Origin of the sequence: Streptomyces sp. NPDC029044 (assembly GCF_040637495.1) — a bacterium.
In the GTDB taxonomy this organism is placed as follows: Bacteria; Actinomycetota; Actinomycetes; order Streptomycetales; family Streptomycetaceae; genus Streptomyces.
The window spans coordinates 70,287-89,557 of the sequence record NZ_JBEZWN010000030.1; the positions used below are offsets into that span (position 1 = coordinate 70,287).

At 71.3% G+C, this 19,271-nt stretch carries 12 protein-coding genes; 1 reads left to right on the forward strand and 11 read right to left on the reverse strand.

All coding sequences use genetic code 11. From position 1 onward, the window contains the following. Nucleotides 1-56 precede the first annotated feature (56 nt). Both AB0E85_RS23430 and proB read right to left on the reverse strand, forming a co-directional pair. Complete coding sequence (locus AB0E85_RS23430) at nucleotides 57-515, reverse strand: hypothetical protein (RefSeq protein ID WP_361930369.1); 459 nt, start codon at nucleotides 513-515, stop codon at nucleotides 57-59. Nucleotides 516-649: 134 nt separating this feature from the next. Further along, on the reverse strand, nucleotides 650-1,756 hold the full coding sequence (gene proB, locus AB0E85_RS23435) for a glutamate 5-kinase (RefSeq protein ID WP_361930371.1): 1,107 nt from the start codon (nucleotides 1,754-1,756) through the stop codon (nucleotides 650-652). Between the two features lie 352 nt (nucleotides 1,757-2,108). Between proB and AB0E85_RS23440 the strand changes: the two genes are divergently transcribed. After that, entirely contained in the window at nucleotides 2,109-4,142 is a 2,034-nt protein-coding gene (locus AB0E85_RS23440) for a hypothetical protein (protein ID WP_361930373.1), read from the forward strand. 42 nt (nucleotides 4,143-4,184) lie between these two features. On the opposite strand, the gene AB0E85_RS23445 is transcribed toward AB0E85_RS23440, so the two are convergent. The 9 genes from AB0E85_RS23445 to AB0E85_RS23485 all read right to left on the reverse strand — a co-directional run bounded on the left by AB0E85_RS23445 (nucleotide 4,185) and on the right by AB0E85_RS23485 (nucleotide 19,247). Beyond that, complete coding sequence (locus AB0E85_RS23445) at nucleotides 4,185-5,393, reverse strand: glycosyltransferase family 2 protein (protein WP_361930344.1); 1,209 nt, start codon at nucleotides 5,391-5,393, stop codon at nucleotides 4,185-4,187. Between the two features lie 203 nt (nucleotides 5,394-5,596). Next, on the reverse strand, nucleotides 5,597-7,711 hold the full coding sequence (locus tag AB0E85_RS23450; protein WP_361930347.1) for a hypothetical protein: 2,115 nt from the start codon (nucleotides 7,709-7,711) through the stop codon (nucleotides 5,597-5,599). Between the two features lie 174 nt (nucleotides 7,712-7,885). Then, nucleotides 7,886-9,382, reverse strand: a complete 1,497-nt coding sequence (locus AB0E85_RS23455) for a bifunctional cytidylyltransferase/SDR family oxidoreductase (protein WP_344453487.1) — start codon at nucleotides 9,380-9,382, stop codon at nucleotides 7,886-7,888. Between the two features lie 422 nt (nucleotides 9,383-9,804). Then, nucleotides 9,805-11,352: an alkaline phosphatase D family protein gene (locus tag AB0E85_RS23460; protein ID WP_361930350.1), complete on the reverse strand. Its 1,548-nt coding sequence runs from the start codon at nucleotides 11,350-11,352 to the stop codon at nucleotides 9,805-9,807. Nucleotides 11,353-11,531: 179 nt separating this feature from the next. Continuing rightward, nucleotides 11,532-13,022: a VCBS repeat-containing protein gene (locus tag AB0E85_RS23465; protein ID WP_361930352.1), complete on the reverse strand. Its 1,491-nt coding sequence runs from the start codon at nucleotides 13,020-13,022 to the stop codon at nucleotides 11,532-11,534. 151 nt (nucleotides 13,023-13,173) lie between these two features. Further along, complete coding sequence (gene obgE, locus AB0E85_RS23470) at nucleotides 13,174-14,610, reverse strand: GTPase ObgE (RefSeq protein ID WP_361930355.1); 1,437 nt, start codon at nucleotides 14,608-14,610, stop codon at nucleotides 13,174-13,176. Nucleotides 14,611-14,713: 103 nt separating this feature from the next. Continuing rightward, the gene (gene rpmA, locus AB0E85_RS23475; protein ID WP_031107501.1) at nucleotides 14,714-14,968 is read right to left on the reverse strand and encodes a 50S ribosomal protein L27; all 255 of its coding nucleotides are present in this window, start codon (nucleotides 14,966-14,968) and stop codon (nucleotides 14,714-14,716) included. Between the two features lie 14 nt (nucleotides 14,969-14,982). Further along, on the reverse strand, nucleotides 14,983-15,303 hold the full coding sequence (gene rplU, locus AB0E85_RS23480) for a 50S ribosomal protein L21 (protein ID WP_030836278.1): 321 nt from the start codon (nucleotides 15,301-15,303) through the stop codon (nucleotides 14,983-14,985). A 230-nt stretch (nucleotides 15,304-15,533) separates the two neighbouring features. Then, nucleotides 15,534-19,247: an Rne/Rng family ribonuclease gene (locus tag AB0E85_RS23485; protein ID WP_361930358.1), complete on the reverse strand. Its 3,714-nt coding sequence runs from the start codon at nucleotides 19,245-19,247 to the stop codon at nucleotides 15,534-15,536. Between the last annotated feature and the right edge of the window lie 24 nt (nucleotides 19,248-19,271).

Genomic DNA, 19,271 nt, shown 5'->3' on the forward strand with positions numbered 1-19,271 from the left:
GCCGGGCGGCTCGGTTCATCGTTCGTTCCACAGCGCGAGACACTTCGTGGAACGGGTCAAAACGGGTGCACGCCGACCGGGGACGCCGGTGGCGGTCCGTACCCCTCGGCGATGCGCTGGTGGTAGGTCACGCGATCGATGACCTCCAGGCCCACGATCTCCCAGGGCGGCAGCCCGGCGGTCTGCCGGTGCTCGCCCCACAGGCGCAGGGCGACGGCGGCCGCGTCGTGCAGGTCGCGGGCCTCCTCCCAGTAGCGGATCTCCGCGTGGTCGACGGCGTACCGGCTGGTCAGGAAGAAGGGATGGTCGTGGGCGAGCTGTTCCAGGGCGCGCCGGACCTCCGGGAGCGGGGCCTCCTTGCCGGAGACGCTGAGGGTGACGTGCCACAGGCGCGGGGTGTCGCCGGATTCCTCGCCCTGGAACCGGTCCCCGGCCGCCACGCTCGTCAGGGCGCGCTCCTCACCGGCCGCGCGGGAGCCGGCACCACCGCGGGACGCCTGAGTCCCAGGGCGCACTCGTCGCACGACGGCCTCCTTCTGCACGTGGCGCTGCTGCGGAACAGTTCCCCGAGACAAAGTTGAGCAGGCCGCAAGGGATCGCGTGGCGGTTTTGCGGAACGTCCACCACCGGGGGCGGACGTTTCGACACATTACGGGTGCAGAACCACCAGGTCGTCCCTGTGTACGACCTCGCGTTCGTACGCGGGTCCGAGTTCGCGGGCCAGTTCCCGGGTCGAGCGGCCGATGAGCCGGGGGATCTCCTTGGCGTCGAAATTGACCAGCCCGCGGGCCACCGCGTGCCCCGTGCCGTCCCGCAGCTCGACCGGGTCGCCGGCGCTGAACTCGCCCTCGACGGCGGCGATGCCGGCCGGCAGCAGCGACTTGCGGCGGTCCACCACGGCCTGCACGGCGCCGTCGTCCAGGGTCAGTGCGCCCTGCGGGGTGGAGGCGTGCTGGAGCCACAGCAGCCGGTCGGCGGAGCGCTTGCCGGTGGGGTGGAAGTAGGTGCCGGTGTCCTGGCCGGTCAGGGCGTCGGCGGCGTGGATGGCGCTGGTGAGGACGACGGGGACGCCGGCGGCGGCCGCGATCCGGGCGGCCTCGACCTTGGTGACCATGCCGCCGGTGCCGACGCCGGCCTTGCCGGTGCTGCCGATCTCGACGTGCGCGAGGTCGGCGGGGTCGCGCACCTCGCCGATGCGGGAGGTGCCGGGTCTCGCGGGGTCCCCGTCGTAGACGCCGTCCACGTCGGACAGCAGGACCAGCAGGTCGGCGTGGACGAGGTGGGCGACGAGGGCGGCGAGGCGGTCGTTGTCGCCGAAGCGGATCTCGTCCGTGGCGACGGTGTCGTTCTCGTTGACGACCGGGAAGGCGCCCATCGCGAGCAGCTTGTCCAGGGTGCGCGAGGCGTTGCGGTGGTGCGAGCGGCGGCTCATGTCGTCGGAGGTCAGCAGGACCTGCCCGACGCGGACGCCGTAGCGGGCGAAGGAGGCGGTGTAGCGGGCGACCAGCAGGCCCTGGCCGACGCTGGCGGCGGCCTGCTGCCGGGCGAGGTCCTTGGGGCGGCGGCGCAGGCCCAGCGGGGCGAGGCCGGCGGCGATGGCACCCGAGGAGACCAGGACGATCTCGCGCTCGCCGCCGCTGCGGACCTTGGCGAGGACGTCGACGAGCGCGTCCACGCGGTCCGCGTCCAGGCCGCCCGAGGCGGTGGTGAGCGAGGAGGACCCGACCTTGACGACGATCCTGCGGGCCTCGCCCACGGCCTGTCTTGCCCCTGCCACGTCGCCGTCCGTCCCCTCGCGTCGATTGACACTCTCACCAGGAAATCTACGGGACGGCCGGGGGTGGCGTGGCGCCGGTCCACGTTACGGACGGTGCCGCCCGTGTCACGGGACGGCGGTCGCCCTCGTCCGGTCCCGCCGCGCGCCGGAAATCCGATCTTCTTTTCCCGGCCCCACCCACGACAGGAACGCCGCCTTCCGCTACGGTCCGACGACACGCGAAGGCGGCCGCCCCCCACACCCTGACGACACGCGCGTGTCGTCAGGAGGCCGCCGCGCGTTAACCCGGACGGCCGACCTGCGCCGACCCGACGCTCCTGGAGTGACCGCAGTGCCCGTACCTCTCCCCCGCCCGCAGGCCCTTCTCAAGGGGCTGGTCACCGTCGTCCTGGCCGCCGCGTTCGCCGCGCAGGCGGTCGCGGCGCTGCTGCCCGACGTTCCGCTGCTGATCGCCGCGACGGTCGTCTCCCTGGCCACCGAGGGTGTCCTCTACCGCTGGCAGCGCGGGGTGCTGTCGCTGTTCGCCAAGTCACACGCGGACATCACCGTGCGCCACGTCCTGCGTGACCTGCTGCTGGTCGTGGCCCTGCTGCGGCTGGGCGAGCAGGACCGGGAGACGGTGTACGCCCCGCTGGTGGCCGGGCTGCTCGTCTTCTACGTGCTGCACTGCGCGATCCAGGCCGTCTCCGTGCTGGTGCGCCGCACCCGCACCCTGCCGGTGGTCACCCGGAACATCGACGCCTCGGCGCTGCGGCTGTCCCCCGCCCCGTCCGTGCTGCTGCGCCGCCCCGGGCACCGGCTGCTGGTGTTCGGCCTGCCGGCCACGGCCGGACTGCTGGCCAGCGCGCCGGGCGACCGGCCGGTGTACGCGGCCGCAGGCATCGCCCTGTCCCTCGCCCTCGGGCTGGCGGGCCTCGGCGTGCTGCTCCTGCGGCTGCTGCCGGGCCGTCGTCCGGCCGGCGAGCAGGAGGTGCTCGACTGGTTCGACGGGTGGCTGGCCTCCTACCGGCCGACCGTCGGGCTGTACTTCTCCGGCGGTGCCTCCTCGGCCTACCAGGCGAACATGTGGCTGGAGCCGCTCGCCGGTCTTGAAGGCAGGCCGGTCATCGTGCTGCGCGAGCGGTTCATGGTGCAGAAGATCGCCGCGACGGACATCCCGATCGTGTGCCTGCCGAAGGTGTCGACGCTGATGCGCCTGGAGCACTCCACGCTCCAGGTCCTCATCCACCCGTCGAACTCCGGCAAGACCTCCCAGGTACTGCGCATCCCCACGATCAAGCACACCTTCGTCAACCACGGCGAGAGCGACAAGCTCTCCTCCTGCAACCCCTACGCGAAGGCGTACGACGAGGTGTGGGTGGCCGGTCCCGCCGCACGCGAGCGGTACGCCCTGGCCGAGGTCGGGGTCGAGGACAAGGACGTGGTGGAGACGGGCCGCCCCCAGCTGGACGGCGTGCTGCCGTACGCGGGGCCGCCGGCCGGGACGCGCACGACCGTGCTGTACGCGCCGACCTGGGAGGGCTGGGACGGCAACCCCGGCAACACGTCGGTGATCGCGGCCGGCGAGAACCTGGTGCGGGCGCTGCTCGCGGACCCGGGCGTACGGCTGCTGTACAAGCCGCATCCGCTGACGGGCTCGGTGGACCCGCGCGCGGGCGCGGCCGATCTGCGGATCCGGGAGCTGATCCGGGCGGCCAACCGGGAGCAGGTGGCGACGAGCCCCTCGGACACCACGGGACTCGCCCGCTGCGCCGCCGAGCTGGACCGGCTCACGACGTCGGTCTTCCGGGCCGGGGCCGACACCGTGGAGCGGATGCTGGTGCAGTCCGCGCCGGAGCCGGGCCGGGCGGCGGCGGTGGCGCGCGCGACGGCAGCGTGGGAGGAGGCGTACTGGGCCTCGCTGCCGGAGGGCGAGCACCAGATCATCACGGACGCCCGGCCCACGCTGTACTCCTGCTTCAACGTGGCCGACCTGCTGATCAGTGATGTGTCGAGCGTGATCAGCGACTTCCTGGCGAGCGAGAAGCCGTACGCGGTGGCCAACACCAGCGGTCTGCCCGAGGACGCCTTCCGTACGGCGTTCCCGACGGTGGTGGCGGCGACGGTGCTGACCCCCGACGCCGCCGGGGTGCCGGGCCTGCTGGAGACGGTCCGGCACCCGGAGAACGACGAACTGGCCGAGGCGCGCGCGGAGTTGAAGCTGCGCCTGCTGGGCCCGGCGGAGCCGTCGTCGCAGGAGCGCTTCAACGACGCCGTCCGGGCGTTGTGCGGGGAGGCCCGGGACCACCGGGCCCGGGTGGCGGAGCGGCTGGCCGCGGTGCCCGGTCAGCGCACGGCGGCGGAGGTGCCGACCGCGCCGCGCTGAGCCGCGGCAGGACCGCACCGCGCTGAGCGTCGGCAGGCGCGGTCAGGCCGCGTGCCTCACCTCCCGTGAGCTGATGACCCGCCGCGCCTTGCGCACCGCCCGGCGCATGAACGTGTCGACGCCGCCCTCGCGGTAGCCGGGGAAGGCCCGGGCCTCCCGGGGCTCGGCGAGGTAGACGGAGTCGGGGACGCCCGCGGCGCGGTCCCGGAAGTGCGGGTAGGCCAGGTACACCCGGCGGCCCTTCCTCTCCAGGAGGGCCGCCGCCTGCTTCTTGGCCTTGACGAACTTCACGACCTCCGGCAGCAGTTCGGGGCGCTGCTCGGCGACCAGGTGCAGCCGCAGCCGCTCGTGGACCTTGAGCCGGTGGGCGACGCCCTCGGTCCAGTGGGCGTCCATCAGCGGCTTGGCCAGCTCGAACTTGTGCCGGCGTACCTCCTCGCTGTCCGTCAGGTACTTGGGCCCGAACTGCGGCAACAGCGTGACGAGGAAGGGCCGGACCATCAGCTGGTCGCGCCGGCCGCCCGCGGGGACGAGTTCGGCGATGAGCTCCATCAGGGCCCGCGCGGAATCGAAGCGCAGCGTGTAACTGCCGCTCTTCGTCACGTGCTTGCCGTCGTCGCGGCCGACCAGGTAGTAGCAGGTGTGGTCGGCGACCACGGAGACGCCGTCCGCCCGCAGATACGCCTCCATGGTGAACAGCGCGTCCTCGCCGGTGAACAGCGATTCGTCGAAGCGCATGCCGTGCCGGTCCAGCAGTTCGCGGCGGAACAGCTTCTGCGCGCTGAGCGTGAACTTGATGTTGGAGGAGAAGACGTCCGTCCGCTCCACCGTCTTGCCCCACATGGACTTCGGCGCCGAGCGGTTGACGCCCTCGACCTTGCCGAGCACCACGTCCGTGCCCGCCCGGTCGGCCATGCCGACCATGCGCTCCAGGGCCTCGGGGCCCAGCCGGTCGTCCGCGTCGAGAAAGAAGACGTAGCGCCCGGTGGCCTTGCCCAGGCCGACGTTGCGCGGGCCACTGGGGCCGCCGGAGTTCTCCTGACGGATCACCAGGACGTGCATGGGGGCCCGCTCGGCGAACTCCTCCAGGTACTCCCCCGTTCCGTCCGTCGAACCGTCGTCCACTGCGATGACCTCGACGCGTGTCGGATCGATGGTCTGCGCCTCGACGGACGAGAGGCACTCGATCAGATACGGCATCGCTTCGTACGCCCCGATGATCACACTCACATCAGGCTGCGCCACGGTCACGTTTCCCCCTAGTCAATGGGATATTCCCCCCGTATCGCCTCATTCGCTACTTGGTAGACGGGTGATCGAGGCAAGCGGTTGCCTCGCACACGGGTGTTAGTGGGACAGGTCACACATTGAGCGGACAGGACCCGGGAAACAGAAAGAGTTCGGCCCCGAGGAGAAGCTCCTCGGGGCCGAACTCTTCAGTCAGCGGCGGAAGTTCAGGCCGTGCCGACCCCGTCCGTGTCACCGGCCGTGGGCACCCGCTGCCCGGGCACGGCGTTCGCCAGCTCGGCCTCGCTCTCCGCGAGGGCGGCGGCGTCCCGTGACTGCTGGCCGACGTTGCGCGTCTCGGCCTTGAGGGCGAGGTCCGCGACGGCGGTGTTGAACTGCTCCAGCGAGGTCGGCTCGTCCGGGCCCAGCAGGTACCGCTTGAGCTCCTTGCGGTCCTCGGCCAGCGGGTCGGCGTCCGGGGCACGCACCGCGCCGAGCAGCTCGCCCAGCTCGGACGCACTGTTGGACAGGATCACCGCGGCCCGCACCGCCGTGTTGTTCCGCTTGAACTCCTCCACGCCCACCGCGGCGGAGTCCGTGACCGCGTACGGCTTGCCGCTCGCGATGAAGTCGGAGACCACGCTGGAGATGTCGGAGACCATCGCGTCGGAGACGTTGAAGCAGTCGTACAGGCGCGGCTCGGCGCCCGTGATGACGCGGTGCTCCCAGGACGGGAAGGAACGCCAGTAGGCGTCGTTCCACTCGGCGCGCAGCCGGGCCGCCTCCTCGTGCCGGGCGACGTCGATCAGCCCGTCACGGGTGGCCACGGCCTCGTCGCCGCGGTCGCCGCCGGAGCCGGACAGCTGCGCGAGCCGGGCCTCGATGCGGTCCAGCTCGGCCTTGGCCCGGGCCTGGGCGGCGGTGTCGGCGACGAACCGCGTGTTGATGGCCCGCTCCGCGGCGGCCTTCTGCACCAGGGCGGTGATCCGCCGGTGCGCGGCGCCCGCTTCCTTGCTGACGTTGCCGGTGAAGGGGTGCGGCTTGTACAGGACGCGGACCGGCGGGTCGGCCTGCACGAGCTGCTTCACGATGTTCTCGCCGGCCAGCACGACCGAGGTGTTGCCCGGGTTGCCGTCCCAGCCCTCCCAGGTGGGGGCGTACAGCACCGTCGGGATACGACCCTCGGGCACGCCCTGCCAGGTCTGGATCGGGGCGAGCTGCGGGCGGCCGACCTCGACGATGTCGTCGTCGCGGACACCGACGTCGGCGATGGCGTAGCGGTCGCGGCCCGCGCGGCCGGCCGTCCACACCTCGTCGTAGACCTTGCTGTACGGGTTGACGCTGGCGAGCTTGTCGCTGTCGCCGTGGCCGATGAAGACGTGCTTGATGGTGGGCACGCGCAGCATGTGGATGTTCTTGCCGACGTTGGCCGCGTAGAGCGCGACGCGCACCGTGGACAGGTCCATGTTCATCAGGTGCACCCCTCCGGGCACGCAGATGACGGGGACCGTGGTGGGCGCCAGATTGTTCAGGAGGGCCCGCTCACGCAGGATGATCAGCGGCTTGGAATCCAGCTTCTCCATGGTGTCGAGCCACATGTTGACCTGGTAGGCGGAGTCCTTCGAACCGGAGAAGTACAGGACCGTCTCCGGCTTGTACTCGCCCAGCCAGTCGTCGACGGCGGCCAGGACCTTCTCGGCGTTCGGCGGGATCTTCCGGCCGCGCACGAAGGGCACGAGCGCCAGGACGTACAGGGTGGCCACGGCCACGGTGATGCCGATGCCGATGAAGCCGATCAGGGCCGACTTCACCTGGGCGGCGAGCAGGATGCCGACGACCGCCGCGAGGTCGAGGTGCAGCATCTTCTCGGCGGAGCGGTGCAGCAGCCTGCGGGGCGGGGCGTCCGGGATGCGGATGCGGGAGGCCAGGTCGACGTTGCGGGTGGCGACCGGCATGCGGCGGCGGTTGCGTATCAGCTGGACCAGCGCGCCGTGCGGGGCCTGAAGACCGTAGAAGGCGATGAAGCAGGCGATCGCCCCGTAGTAGATCAGGTTGTCCGCGAGGGACAGCCGGGCCAGCAGCAGGACGAGCAGCAGCTGCCTTATCAGGAAGCGGATCGACAGGCCGGCCCGCACCTTGCCGAGGCGGTTGATCAGGTAGCTGCCCTTGCGGTGCAGATAGTGGTCCGCCAGGTACGTCACGGCGGCCGCTGCCGCGAAGGCGGGAACGCTCGGGACGAGCGCGGCCAGCATGAGGGCGGGGAAGCCCGCCACCATGAGGACCGCCGCGGCCAGCTCGGCCGCGCTGCCCACCCGGGCGACGCGAATAGCGGTGGATATCACGGAGAAACCTGCTCTTGGGAGGGGTGTGCCGGTCTTGGTTCGAGAATGCGGCTGGTCTGTGAATATTCGCGAGACTGTATGGATTCAGGCCCCTGCGAACACTCCTGTCGACGAAAACCCGTTAACAGGAGGGCGCAGAGGCCTGAATTACTGAAGTCTATTTGGCGCCAATTATTACACGCCGTCCTGCCGGTCCAGCACCGTGGCCAGTGCCTGCTCGAAGCCGGAGGCCCGGGCCGCGCCGGCCGTCGGGTCCTGCTGGCGGACGTCGATGACGTGGCCGGTGAGCTCGGAGAGCAGCACGTCGAGGGAGGTGCGGGCCACGGCCTCGGAGGACAGCAGGGAGCCCGAGGGCTCCTGGCCGAACGCCTTGGTGCGCATGGGGGTGGCGGTGCGCTCGGGGTTGATGCAGTTGACGCGGACGCCGTCGCCGGCCCACTCGTCGGACAGCGCCTGGGTGAGGTTCACCATGGCGGCCTTGGTGGAGGAGTACAGGCTGTACTCGGCGCGGCCGCGGGTGTAGCTGCTGGAGGTGTAGAGCAGCAACTGGCCCTTGGTCTCGGACAGGTACTTGTACGAGGACCGGGCGATCTGCACCGGGGCCAGGTAGTTGACCTTCAGCGCCTCCTCGATGGTGGCGTTGTCGGTCTCGGCGAGCTTGCCTATGCGCAGCACACCGGCGGTGTTGACCACGTAGTCGATGCGGCCCGTCTCGGCGTAGGCCTTGGACAGGGCGTCGTCGACCTCCTCCGGGTTCTCCACGTGGGTGCCGGTGGTGGAGCGGCCCAGCGCGTAGACCTTGGCGCCGTAGGACTCGGCGAGCTCGGCGATGTCCTTGCCGATGCCGTAGCTGCCGCCGAAGACGACCATGGTCTTGCCGGTCAGCAGTTCGCGGTAGGCCTCCTCGGAGACCTGCTCGGGCGCGGCCGTGGAGGCGAGCTGGAAGAGCTTGTCGGCGATGAAGACGTCGACGGGCTGGGTGACCTTCATGTTGTACTCGTCACCCGCGACGACGTGGATCGGCACGTCCGGCAGGTACTTGAGCACGACGGAGCAGTCGTCGGTCGCCTGGAAGTTGGGGTCGCCGGCGGCGACCTCGTAGGCCCGCTTGATCGTGGACAGCTTGAAGGCCTGCGGCGTCTGGCCGCGGCGCAGCCGGGAGCGGTCCGGGATCTCGGTGATGAACTCGCCGTCCTCGCCGTGCGTGCGCGTGACGATGATGGTGTCCGCGGACGGGATCGCCACGTCGACGGCCTGGTAGCGCTCCAGGGCGACGACGCAGTCGTCGATGACGCGCTGCGAGAGCAGGGGGCGCACGGCGTCGTGGAAGAGGACGTTGGCGTCCTCGCCCTCGGCCAGGCCCTCGCCCAGCGCGGCGATGGCGCGCTCGGTGGTCTCGTTCCGTGTGGAGCCGCCCTCGATGACCTTCGAGACCTTCTTGAATCCGGCCTTCGCGACGATCTTCTCGATGTCGGGCACATAACCCGGAGCCATCAGCACGATGATGTCGTCGATGGAGTCGGCGTTCTCGAAGGTGGTCAGCGTGTGCTCGATGACTGCCTTGCCGGCGATCTTCAGCAGCTGCTTGGGGATCGACAGACCCACGCGCTGGCCGGTGCCACCGGCCAGGATCACTGCGGTGGTACGGGGCTTGGCTATGTGCTGGGACACAGGTGACCTACCTTGGGGCGACAGGGAACTTGGAAATGGTCCCACTTGTGGTTACCGCAATGCAAGGTGAGCGACCTCCACCGCATATGTGCGCGCAACCCCTCATTCACCTGGTGACGCCGGTGATTGGCGAGACGGTTCCGCCGGCGATGCAGGCACCCCGGGAATTGCTGTGAGTAACTCCACAGGAGCGCAGCGGCGCCGAAGCCGCTTGCGCCGGCGGCGACCGAGGACCTGTCCGAGTTCCTTGGACGATGTCCGGTGCACGGTACGCGCTTTGCGGGTGTGCCCGGCGCCACAGCGACGGCGGCGCCCGCGGAATTCCTGGTCAAGATTCCGCAGCATTTCGGTCTCGGCCGGAGCGATACGCCGTGAGCCCGGGACTCCGAGGAGTCCCGGGCTCATGCGCCACGCGGTGCGGTTCAGACGACCTCGACGCCCGGGCGTCCCGCCCGCACCCGCAGCCGGGCCAGCGTGCTCGGGGTCGCCGTGGCCTGCCGGACCGTGTCGACCACCCGGACCTGGGCGTCGATCCGGTCGCGGTGGACGTCGAAGAGGTGGTAGCCGCGGTGCGCGTCGAGCAGCTTCCAGTGCGGGTTGTCCGGGCGCCGCGGGTCCCACTCCCTGCGGAAGGCGGCCTGGTCCTGGTCGCCGTTGCTGGAGATGGAGGTGCCGACGAACTCGGCTCCCACGACGTCCGGGTCCCGGTCGGCGTAGTCCGCCTTGAGGTCGCTGATCATCGTCAGGTGCCGGTCGCCGGAGAGTACGACCGGGTTGCGGACCTGCTTGAACTCCTGGAGGAACCGGTTGCGTTCGGCCTGGTAGCCGTCCCAGGCGTCGTAGAACCAGAGCTTGCCCTCACCGACCTTGAGGTCCGTCTCGGCCATCATGATCTGGGAGGCGATGAGGTTCCAGCGGGCGGGCGAGTTCTTGAGCCCGTTCAGCAGCCACCCCTTCTGCCGCGCGCCCAGCATGGTCAGCGACGGATCCTGGGCGCCTTCCTGGCTGGTGGCCTGGTCGCTGCGGTACTGACGGGTGTCCAGGACGTTGAGCCGGGCCAGGCGGCCGAACTCCAGGCGGCGGTACATCCGGATGTGCGGGCCGTCCGGGACGGCGGTGGCACGGACCGGCATGTGCTCGTAGAACGCCTGGTAGGCGGCGGTGAGCCGGGCCACGAACGCGTCGTGCGGCTGCTTGTCGGGGTCCTGCGGGATCTCGCCGGCGAAGTCGTTGTCCACCTCGTGGTCGTCGAAGGTCACCACGAAGGGCGCGTTCGCGTGCATCGCCGCGAGGTCGGGGTCCGTCCGGTACTGGGCGTACCGGTTGCGGTACTGCACGAGACTGAACGGCTCGCCGGTGCCCTCGTGCCGCCGCAGGGCCGTCGCCGAGGGCGTGGACTCGTAGATGTAGTCGCCGACGAACACCACGACGTCCGGGTCCTGGTCGAGCATGTCCGCGTATGGCGTGAAGTAGCCGTGCTGCCAGTTCTGGCAGGAGGCGAGGGCCATGCGCAGGGAGCCACCGGAGCTGTACGGGTGGGGCGCGGTGCGGGTGCGGCCCACGGGCGAGAGCTGCCCGCTGGTGCGGAAGCGGTACCAGTAGGTACGGTCCGCGCGCAGTCCGCGTACGTCCACGTGAACGCTGTGCCCGTACTCGGGCCGGGCCTGGGCGGTGCCCCGCCGGACGAGCTTTCTGAACCGGTGGTCCTCCGCGAGCTGCCACTCGACCGGCACGACCCGGTCGGGCATCCCGCCGCCGTTCAGCGGATCGGGGGCCAGCCTGGTCCACAGCACGATGCCGTCAGGCAGCGGGTCACCCGAGGAGACGCCGAGGCTGAACACACCGTCGGGCAGCGGCGTCTCGGCCGCGCGGGCGGCGGCCGGAAGCCACAGCTGGGCGGAGGCGGCGGCGCCGAGCACCGCGGCGCCGGCGGTCAGAAAGCGGCGTCGGTCGGGCGATCCTGCTGTCATCGGCTGACTCCCTTACCTCGCTGGCCACTTGGACACTGGGAAGCTTCACGCTCGCGGGCGGTCCGCCCGCTGAACGCCGGGGTTCACGTACATGACAACTAAGCAGACAAAGAGAGACTCGCCGCCAGCATCGGAACAAGCCGTTGCCGGGGCGAGTCTGACAGGTAATCAGTAACGGGTCAGCGAGCGAAACCCCTGCCGAGGGAGGAGCCGCTCTCGACCGTGCCGAGGGTGCCCGCGCCGAAGCTGACCGAGCCGGTCGCGGTGGGCGTGTTCACGGGATTGGGGAACGCCCAGACTCCGCCGTCCCGGTTCTCGCCGGTGGCGCCGGCGAACAGCTCGGCCCGGCCGTCGCCGTTGACGTCGAGCAGGTTGGTGTCGGCACCGAAGAAGTCGTTCCGCTCCGCCGTGCCCGGGACGTTCTTGGTGTTCTGGTTCATGCTGTAGGCGCCCTCCCCGGTGAGCCCCTTCCTGCCGCCGCGCAGGACGGTGACCTGGCCGGCCGCGTACACCTCGCCGAGGTCCTCGCTCGCGCTGCCGGTGGAGACGTCCGCGTAGCCGTCGGCGTTGACGTCACCGACGGAGATGCCCCCGCCGAAGCCGTCGGACCACTCCGAGCTTCCGGGCACACCCGGGGTTTCCTGCGTGATGATCGTCGTACGGGAGGTGTCGGGGCCGTCGGCCGAGCCGTGCACCACGCCGATCTGGCCGCCCTTCAGCAGCGGGTCGTCGAGGTCGGCTTCGCCGAAGCCGTCGTTCGGGCGGCCGATGACGAGGTCGGCGTACCCGTCCTTGTCCACGTCGCCGACGCCGAGGCTCTCGCCCCCGCGCATGCGCGTGCCGTCGGGGTTGTTCACCGGGGCGGGAGCGCTCAGGCCGTCGTGGGTGCCCCGCAGGAAGACCGCGCGCCGGTGCCTGTAGTCGGGGTCGTGCATGTCGTCGTCGCTGACGTCGTGGATGAGCGCGACCAGGTCCGTGATGCCGTCGTGGTCGACGTCCCCGGCCGCCACGTCGTCCGTGACGTACGCGGGCTCGATGGCCAGGGTCCGGCTCTTCGCGGCACCCGTGGTGCGGTCGAACGGCCCGGACAGCAGGCGGTTGCCGGTGGCGAGATCCAGCCGGCCGTCGCCGTCGAAGTCGCCGAGCGCCGGGGTCTCGGGGTCGACCCGGTCCTCCTCGGTGCCGGTGGCCACGGCCGTACCGCCCGACAGGCCCTGCTTCCCGCCCCACAGCACGGCGAGCGTGCCGGCGCGGGTGACGTCCCCGACGCTCTCACCCGGGGCGCCCACGACCAGGTCGGCGTAGCCGTCGCCGTCCAGGTCGCCGGCGGCGAGACCGTCGCCGTAGTCGTCGTTGGTCTCCGCGGCACCGGGTATGCCCGGGGTGTTCTGGCTGATGACCTGTTTGTGGGTCAGGTCGAGGCCCTTGGCCGAGCCGTACACGACGGCGACGTACCCGGCCTGGGCCTGGCCGTCGACCTTGCCGCGCGGCGCGGCGACGGCCAGGTCCTGGTAACCGTCGCCGTTGAAGTCGTCCCGGAGCTTCTTCTCGGCGGCGGACGGAGCGGCGGGGGCGGCGTGCGCGGCCACCGGGGTGGTCACGGTCGCGACGACGGCGACAGCTACCGCGACCGCCCGGCCGACCCTGCGCTTGCTGATGGACTGTGGCACGTCGACTCCGTTGATCCGCTGGGCAGTTGTGGTGCGGCGAGGAACAAGATCCGCACCGCACCGCCCTGTACGACTCACCGGAGAACGGCTTGGTTGCACCGAAGTCCGTTCTGCATGTGCCTTTTGTTGGCCAGAACGGCTCTCTTGTCGGCTAGAACGGCTCGAAGTCGTCGAACTCCTGCTGTGCTTCGTCCCGTTCGGCCTGCCGGTCCTTGCGGCGCTGCGCGGCCGGGCGCTCCCCCTCGAACCGGTGGTCCTCGCCGCGCCGGCCGAGCATCTCGGCCCCGGCCGTCATGGACGGCTCCCAGTCGAAGACGACCGCGTTGTCCTCGGGGCCGATGGCGACGCCGTCACCACCCCGGGCACCCGCCTTCACCAGCTCCTGCTCGACACCGAGCCGGTTGAGCCGGTCGGCGAGGTAGCCGACGGCCTCGTCGTTGTTGAAGTCGGTCTGGCGCACCCAGCGTTCGGGCTTCTCGCCGCGCACCCGGAACAGGCCGTCGGCCTCGCGCGTCACCGTGAAACCGGTGTCGTCCACGGCCTTGGGCCGGATCACGATCCGGGTGGCCTCCTCCTTCGGCTTCGCGGCCCGCGCCTTCGCCACGAAGTCCGCGAGCGCGTACGACAGCTCCTTCAGGCCCATGTGCGCCACCGCCGACACCTCGAACACGCGGTAGCCGCGCGCCTCCAGGTCGGGCCGCACCATCTCGGCCAGGTCCTTGCCGTCCGGTACGTCGATCTTGTTCAGGACGACGACCCGCGGCCGCCTGTCCAGCCCGCCGTACTGCCGCAGCTCCTCCTCGATGATGTCGAGGTCGGAGACCGGGTCGCGGTCCGACTCCAGCGTCGCGGTGTCCAGGACGTGCACGAGCACACTGCACCGCTCCACGTGCCGCAGGAACTCCAGGCCCAGGCCCTTGCCCTGGCTGGCGCCGGGGATCAGCCCGGGCACGTCGGCGATCGTGTAGACCGTCGAACCGGCGGTGACGACACCGAGGTTGGGCACAAGCGTGGTGAAGGGGTAGTCGGCGATCTTCGGCTTGGCCGCGCTCAGTACCGAGATCAGCGACGACTTGCCGGCGCTCGGGTACCCGACGAGCGCCACGTCGGCGACCGTCTTCAGCTCCAGGACGACGTCCCGCAGGTCCCCGGGCTCGCCGAGCAGCGCGAAGCCGGGCGCCTTGCGCCGCGCGGAGGCCAGCGCCGCGTTGCCGAGCCCGCCCCGGCCGCCCTGCGCGGCGACGTACGACGTGCCGTGCCCGACCAGGTCGGCGAGGACGTTGCCCGCCTTGTCCAGCACCACCGTGCCGTCCGGCACCGGCAGGACGAGGTCCTGCCCGTCCTTGCCGAAGCGGTTGCCGCCCTCGCCGGGCTTGCCGTTGGTGGCCTTGCGGTGCGGCGAGTGGTGGTAGTCGAGGAGGGTGGTGATCGACTGGTCGACGGTGAGGATCACGTCCCCGCCGCGGCCGCCGTTGCCGCCGTCCGGTCCGCCGAGCGGCTTGAACTTCTCACGGTGGACGGAGGCACAGCCGTGGCCTCCGCTACCCGCGGCGACGTGCAGCTCGACGCGGTCCACGAAGGTGGTCATGGGATGTGCCTCCAGTTACTGCGGGAATGTCTTCGGGGTAACACGCGAAAGGCGGACCCGCTTCCCGTGAGGGAAGTGAGGTCCGCCTCGCGAAAGTTTCCGATCAGGCGACCGGAACGATGTTCACGACCTTGCGGCCACGGTGGGTGCCGAACTGCACCGAACCGGCCTCGAGGGCGAACAGCGTGTCGTCGCCACCACGGCCGACGCCGGAGCCCGGGTGGAAGTGGGTGCCACGCTGACGGACCAGGATCTCACCCGCGTTGACGACCTGACCGCCGAAGCGCTTCACGCCGAGCCGCTGGGCATTGGAGTCGCGACCGTTCCGGGTGGACGATGCGCCCTTCTTGTGTGCCATTTCTCCTCAGTCCCTTACTTCGCAGCCGTGGGGATCTCAGTGACCTTGATCGCCGTGTACTGCTGGCGGTGGCCCTGGCGACGGCGGTAACCCGTCTTGTTCTTGTAGCGCAGAATGTCGATCTTCTGGCCCTTGTGGTGGTCCACGACCTCGGCCTGGACCTTGATGCCGGCCAGCACCCACGGGTCGCTGGTCACGGCGTCGCCGTCGACAACGAGCAGGGTCGAGAGCTCGACCGAGTCGCCAACCTTGGCAGTGGAAATCTTGTCAACCTCAACGATGTCACCGACAGCAACCTTGTGCTGGCGACCACCGCTGCGCACGATGGCGTACACGCGGAACTCACTCTCTAGCTCGGGAAACGGCACCCCCGCAGGCCAGCCGCCCGACTCAGCGAGCAGCCTCTCCTGGCGCCCGGCGCCCGGAGGATGAGGTTTACGGGGATGTGACGTGTCAGTCGACACGCCGACGGTCAAGGTTACGGGGCCGCGGCCGAAGGGGTCAAACCGAGCCGGGCCCGCCACCTGTGCGACCGGTCACGCCGGTCGCACAGGCAGTGGATGGGTCAGCCCTCGTCGGTGGAGGCCGAGACGGAGGACGCGGACGACGCCGTCTGCTCCGCCGCCACGGTCTTCTTCGACGCGGTCTTCTTGGCGGCCGTCTTGGTGGTCTTCGCCGCCTTCTTGGCCGTCGTCTTCTTGGCCGCTGTCTTCTTCGCGGCCGTCTTCTTGGTGGTCGCGGCCTTCTTCGCCGTGGCCTTCTTGGCCGTCTTGCGGGCCGTCTTCTTGGCGGGGGCCGACTCCTCGGCGGCCTCCTCCGTGACGGCACCGTCGGACACGGGCGCCTGCGGGGCCTCCGCGGAGGGGGGCTCCTCGGACACGACCTCCTCGGACGCGGCCGACGGGACGACCACGACGGCCGTCTCCTCGGACGCCGTGGACACCGTCGGCTTGCGCACGGCACGGCGCCGCGGACGCGCCGGAGCGGCGCTCTCGGCGGGCGCCTCGGGCTGTCCGGCCGGCTCGGGCACCTCGGCGGTCTCGGCGACCTCGGCCTCGGACACCGCCGGCGCGGTCTCGGCGACCGTCACCACGGCCGCCTCGGCCCCCGCCGGAGAACCGGCAGGAGCGGACACCTTGCGGGTGGCCCGACGCCGGGTACGGCCCTTGGGCGCGGCCTCCTCGGCCGGAGCCGCCGGAGCGGCCTGGGCGGCCTCGACCACCGGGTCCTCGACGGCCATCGGCTCGGCCTGCGCCTCGGCGGCCGGCTCCGGCTGCACCGGACGGGCCACCTCCTGCTCGGCGGTCACGTCCTGCGCCGTCGGCACCTCGGCCTCGGCCTGCTCGGCCCGGCCCCGGCCGCGCCGGGTCCTGTCCCTGCCCTGCTCGGCCTGCGGCTCCGCCGCCTCGCCCCGCGGGGCGCCCGCCGGAGCCGACACCCGTCGGCTCGCCCGGCGTCGCGACCGGCCACGGCCGGCCGCCGCCTCCGCCTCGGCGGCGCTGCTGTACAGCTCCTCGTCGGGCTCGAAGGACGGCTCGGGCAGCGCGACCGGCTCGGCGACCTCGGCGACGACCTCCGCCTCGGTCTCCGCCTCCTGCTCGGCGGTCTCGACGGCGGCCTCGTGCACGTGCGGCTGCTCGGCAGCACCGGCACGCGCGCGCTTCTTGCGCTTGCCGCCGCCCCCGGGGGCCGTCGGCTGCTCCATGTGCACGATGACACCGCGGCCGTTGCAGTGGACGCAGGTCTCGGAGAAGGACTCCAGCAGGCCCTGCCCGACCCGCTTGCGGGTCATCTGCACGAGCCCCAGCGAGGTCACTTCCGCGACCTGGTGCTTCGTACGGTCCCGGCCCAGGCACTCCAGCAGCCGCCGCAGCACCAGATCCCGGTTGGACTCCAGCACCATGTCGATGAAGTCGATGACGATGATGCCGCCGAGGTCGCGCAGCCGCAGCTGGCGCACGATCTCCTCGGCCGCCTCCAGGTTGTTCCTGGTGACGGTCTCTTCCAGGTTGCCGCCCTGGCCGGTGAACTTGCCGGTGTTGACGTCGACGACGACCATCGCCTCGGTCCGGTCGATCACCAGCGAACCACCGCTGGGCAGCCAGACCTTGCGGTCGAGGGCCTTGGCGAGCTGCTCGTCGATCCGGTACGTGGCGAAGACGTCGACCTCGGAGGTCCACTTCGACAGCCGCTCGGCGAGGTCCGGCGCGACGTGCGAGACGTAGCCGTGGATGGTCGACCACGCCTCGTCGCCGCTGACGACGACCTTGGAGAAGTCCTCGTTGAAGATGTCGCGCACGACCCGGACGGTCATGTCCGGCTCGCCGTACAGCAGCGTCGGCGCGTTGCCGTTCTTGGCCTTCTTCTGGATGTCCTCCCACTGCTGCTGGAGACGCTCGACGTCCCGGCGCAGCTCGTCCTCGCTCGCGCCCTCGGCGGCGGTGCGCACGATGACGCCCGCGTCCTCGGGGACGATCTTCTTGAGGATCGTCTTCAGCCGCGACCGCTCGGTGTCGGGCAGCTTGCGGCTGATACCGGTCATGGAGCCCTCGGGCACGTACACGAGGTAGCGGCCCGGGAGGGAGACCTGGCTGGTCAGACGGGCGCCCTTGTGGCCGATGGGGTCCTTCGTCACCTGGACGAGCACCGACTGGCCGGACTTCAGGGCGGACTCGATGCGCCGCGGCCCGTGGGCCATGCCCAGCGCCTCGAAGTTGACCTCACCGGCGTACAACACGGCGTTGCGGCCCTTGCCGATGTCGATGAAGGCGGCCTCCATCGACGGCAGCACGTTCTGCACCTTGCCGAGGTAGACGTTGCCGACGTACGAGGTCGACTGCTCCTTGTTGACGTAGTGCTCGACGAGCACGTCGTCCTCGAGGACGCCGATCTGCGTGCGGTCGCCGTGCTGGCGGACGACCATCACGCGCTCGACGGCCTCGCGGCGGGCCAGGAACTCGGCCTCGGTGATGATCGGCACCCGGCGACGGCCCTGCTCACGGCCTTCGCGGCGGCGCTGCTTCTTGGCCTCCAGACGGGTCGAGCCCTTGATGGACTGCACCTCGTCGGACGGCTCGGCCTTGGGGCGGGGCTCACGGACCTTGACGACCGTGCGCTCGGGGTCGTCCTCGGAGGGCTCGGCCTCGGTGCCCGAGTCACCGGCACGGCGACGGCGGCGACGGCGCCGGCGGCTGCTGCTGGAGCCGCCTGAGCCGGACTCGTCGCGGTCGGTGGCGTCCTCGGAGTCCTCGTCGTCCTCCTCGGCGCCGTCCTCGGTGTCCTGCGCGGTGCTCTGCTCGGACTCGGTGTCCTCGCCGCCCTCGCCCTCGGAGTCGGCGGACTCACCGCGCCTGCGGCGGCGGCCGCCCCGGCGACGGCGACGGCGCGAGCCGCTGCCCTCGGACTCCTCCTGGTCGTCACCGTCGGCCTGGTCCTCGGCGGACTCGTCGGCCTCCTCCGCCTCGTCGGCGGTGGTGTCGACGGCGGTGGTCTCGGGGGCCTGGGCCTCGGTGTCGTCGCCGGCACCCCGGCGCCGGCGCCGGCGGCGCGAACCGCCGGCCGGCTCCTCGCGCGGGGCCTCGGCCGGCGCGGACTCCTCGGTCTCCTCGGGCTCCGCCGCCCCGGCCGCTTCGGCGGCGGCAGCGGCGGCGGCCCGCTCCGGCGTCTGGAACTGGGGCTCGGTGAAGACGGGCGCCTGGAACAGCGCGACGGCGGGCCGCCTCGGGCGCGAGGCCGGCTCGTTCTCGCTGTCGGCCGCGTCCGTGGATCCCCGGGTGGCCTTCGAGGCTCGTGCGCCCCTGGCGGGCTGGGCGGGCTCGGCGAAGCCGCCGGCGGCCCGGCGCACGACCCGGCGGCGGCGCCGCGGACCGGTCTCCTCGGCGGACTCGCCGGTGTCGGCGACGGATTCGGCGGGGGCCTCGGCGGCGGGGGCGGGCTCGGCGGCAGCGGTCTCGGAGGCGGTGGCCTCGGACGCGCGGGCGGGCTCGGCGGCGGGGTTCTCGGTCACGGGTGCCTTCGCCTCCTCGGCATTGCCCTCCACCGCGTCCGCGGCGGAAGGCGCCCCGGCGGGCGCGGACGCCCGCCGCGAGGCACGCCGGCGAGTCCGGCGCGGAGCAGCCTCTTCAGCGGCCTCGGCACCTTCGGCGGTGCCCTCGGCCACGACGGCAGGCTCCGGGCCGTCGGCCTCGGCCGGGGCCGCGGCCGTCTCGCCGGCCACTCCAGTCGGCAGACCTACACCGAAGTAGCGCCGCAGATCACCCACAGCACGCTCGGCACCCATCCGTTCTTTCAATCGCTGTCCCAA

Bases quoted from the DNA above. Each gene is read 5' to 3' on its own strand.
- AB0E85_RS23460 (WP_361930350.1), bottom strand. From the start codon at position 11,352: ATGACAGCAGGATCGCCCGACCGACGCCGCTTTCTGACCGCCGGCGCC.
- obgE (WP_361930355.1), bottom strand. From the start codon at position 14,610: ATGACCACCTTCGTGGACCGCGTCGAGCTGCACGTCGCCGCGGGTAGC.
- rpmA (WP_031107501.1), bottom strand. From the start codon at position 14,968: ATGGCACACAAGAAGGGCGCATCGTCCACCCGGAACGGTCGCGACTCC.
- AB0E85_RS23485 (WP_361930358.1), bottom strand. From the start codon at position 19,247: ATGGGTGCCGAGCGTGCTGTGGGTGATCTGCGGCGCTACTTCGGTGTA.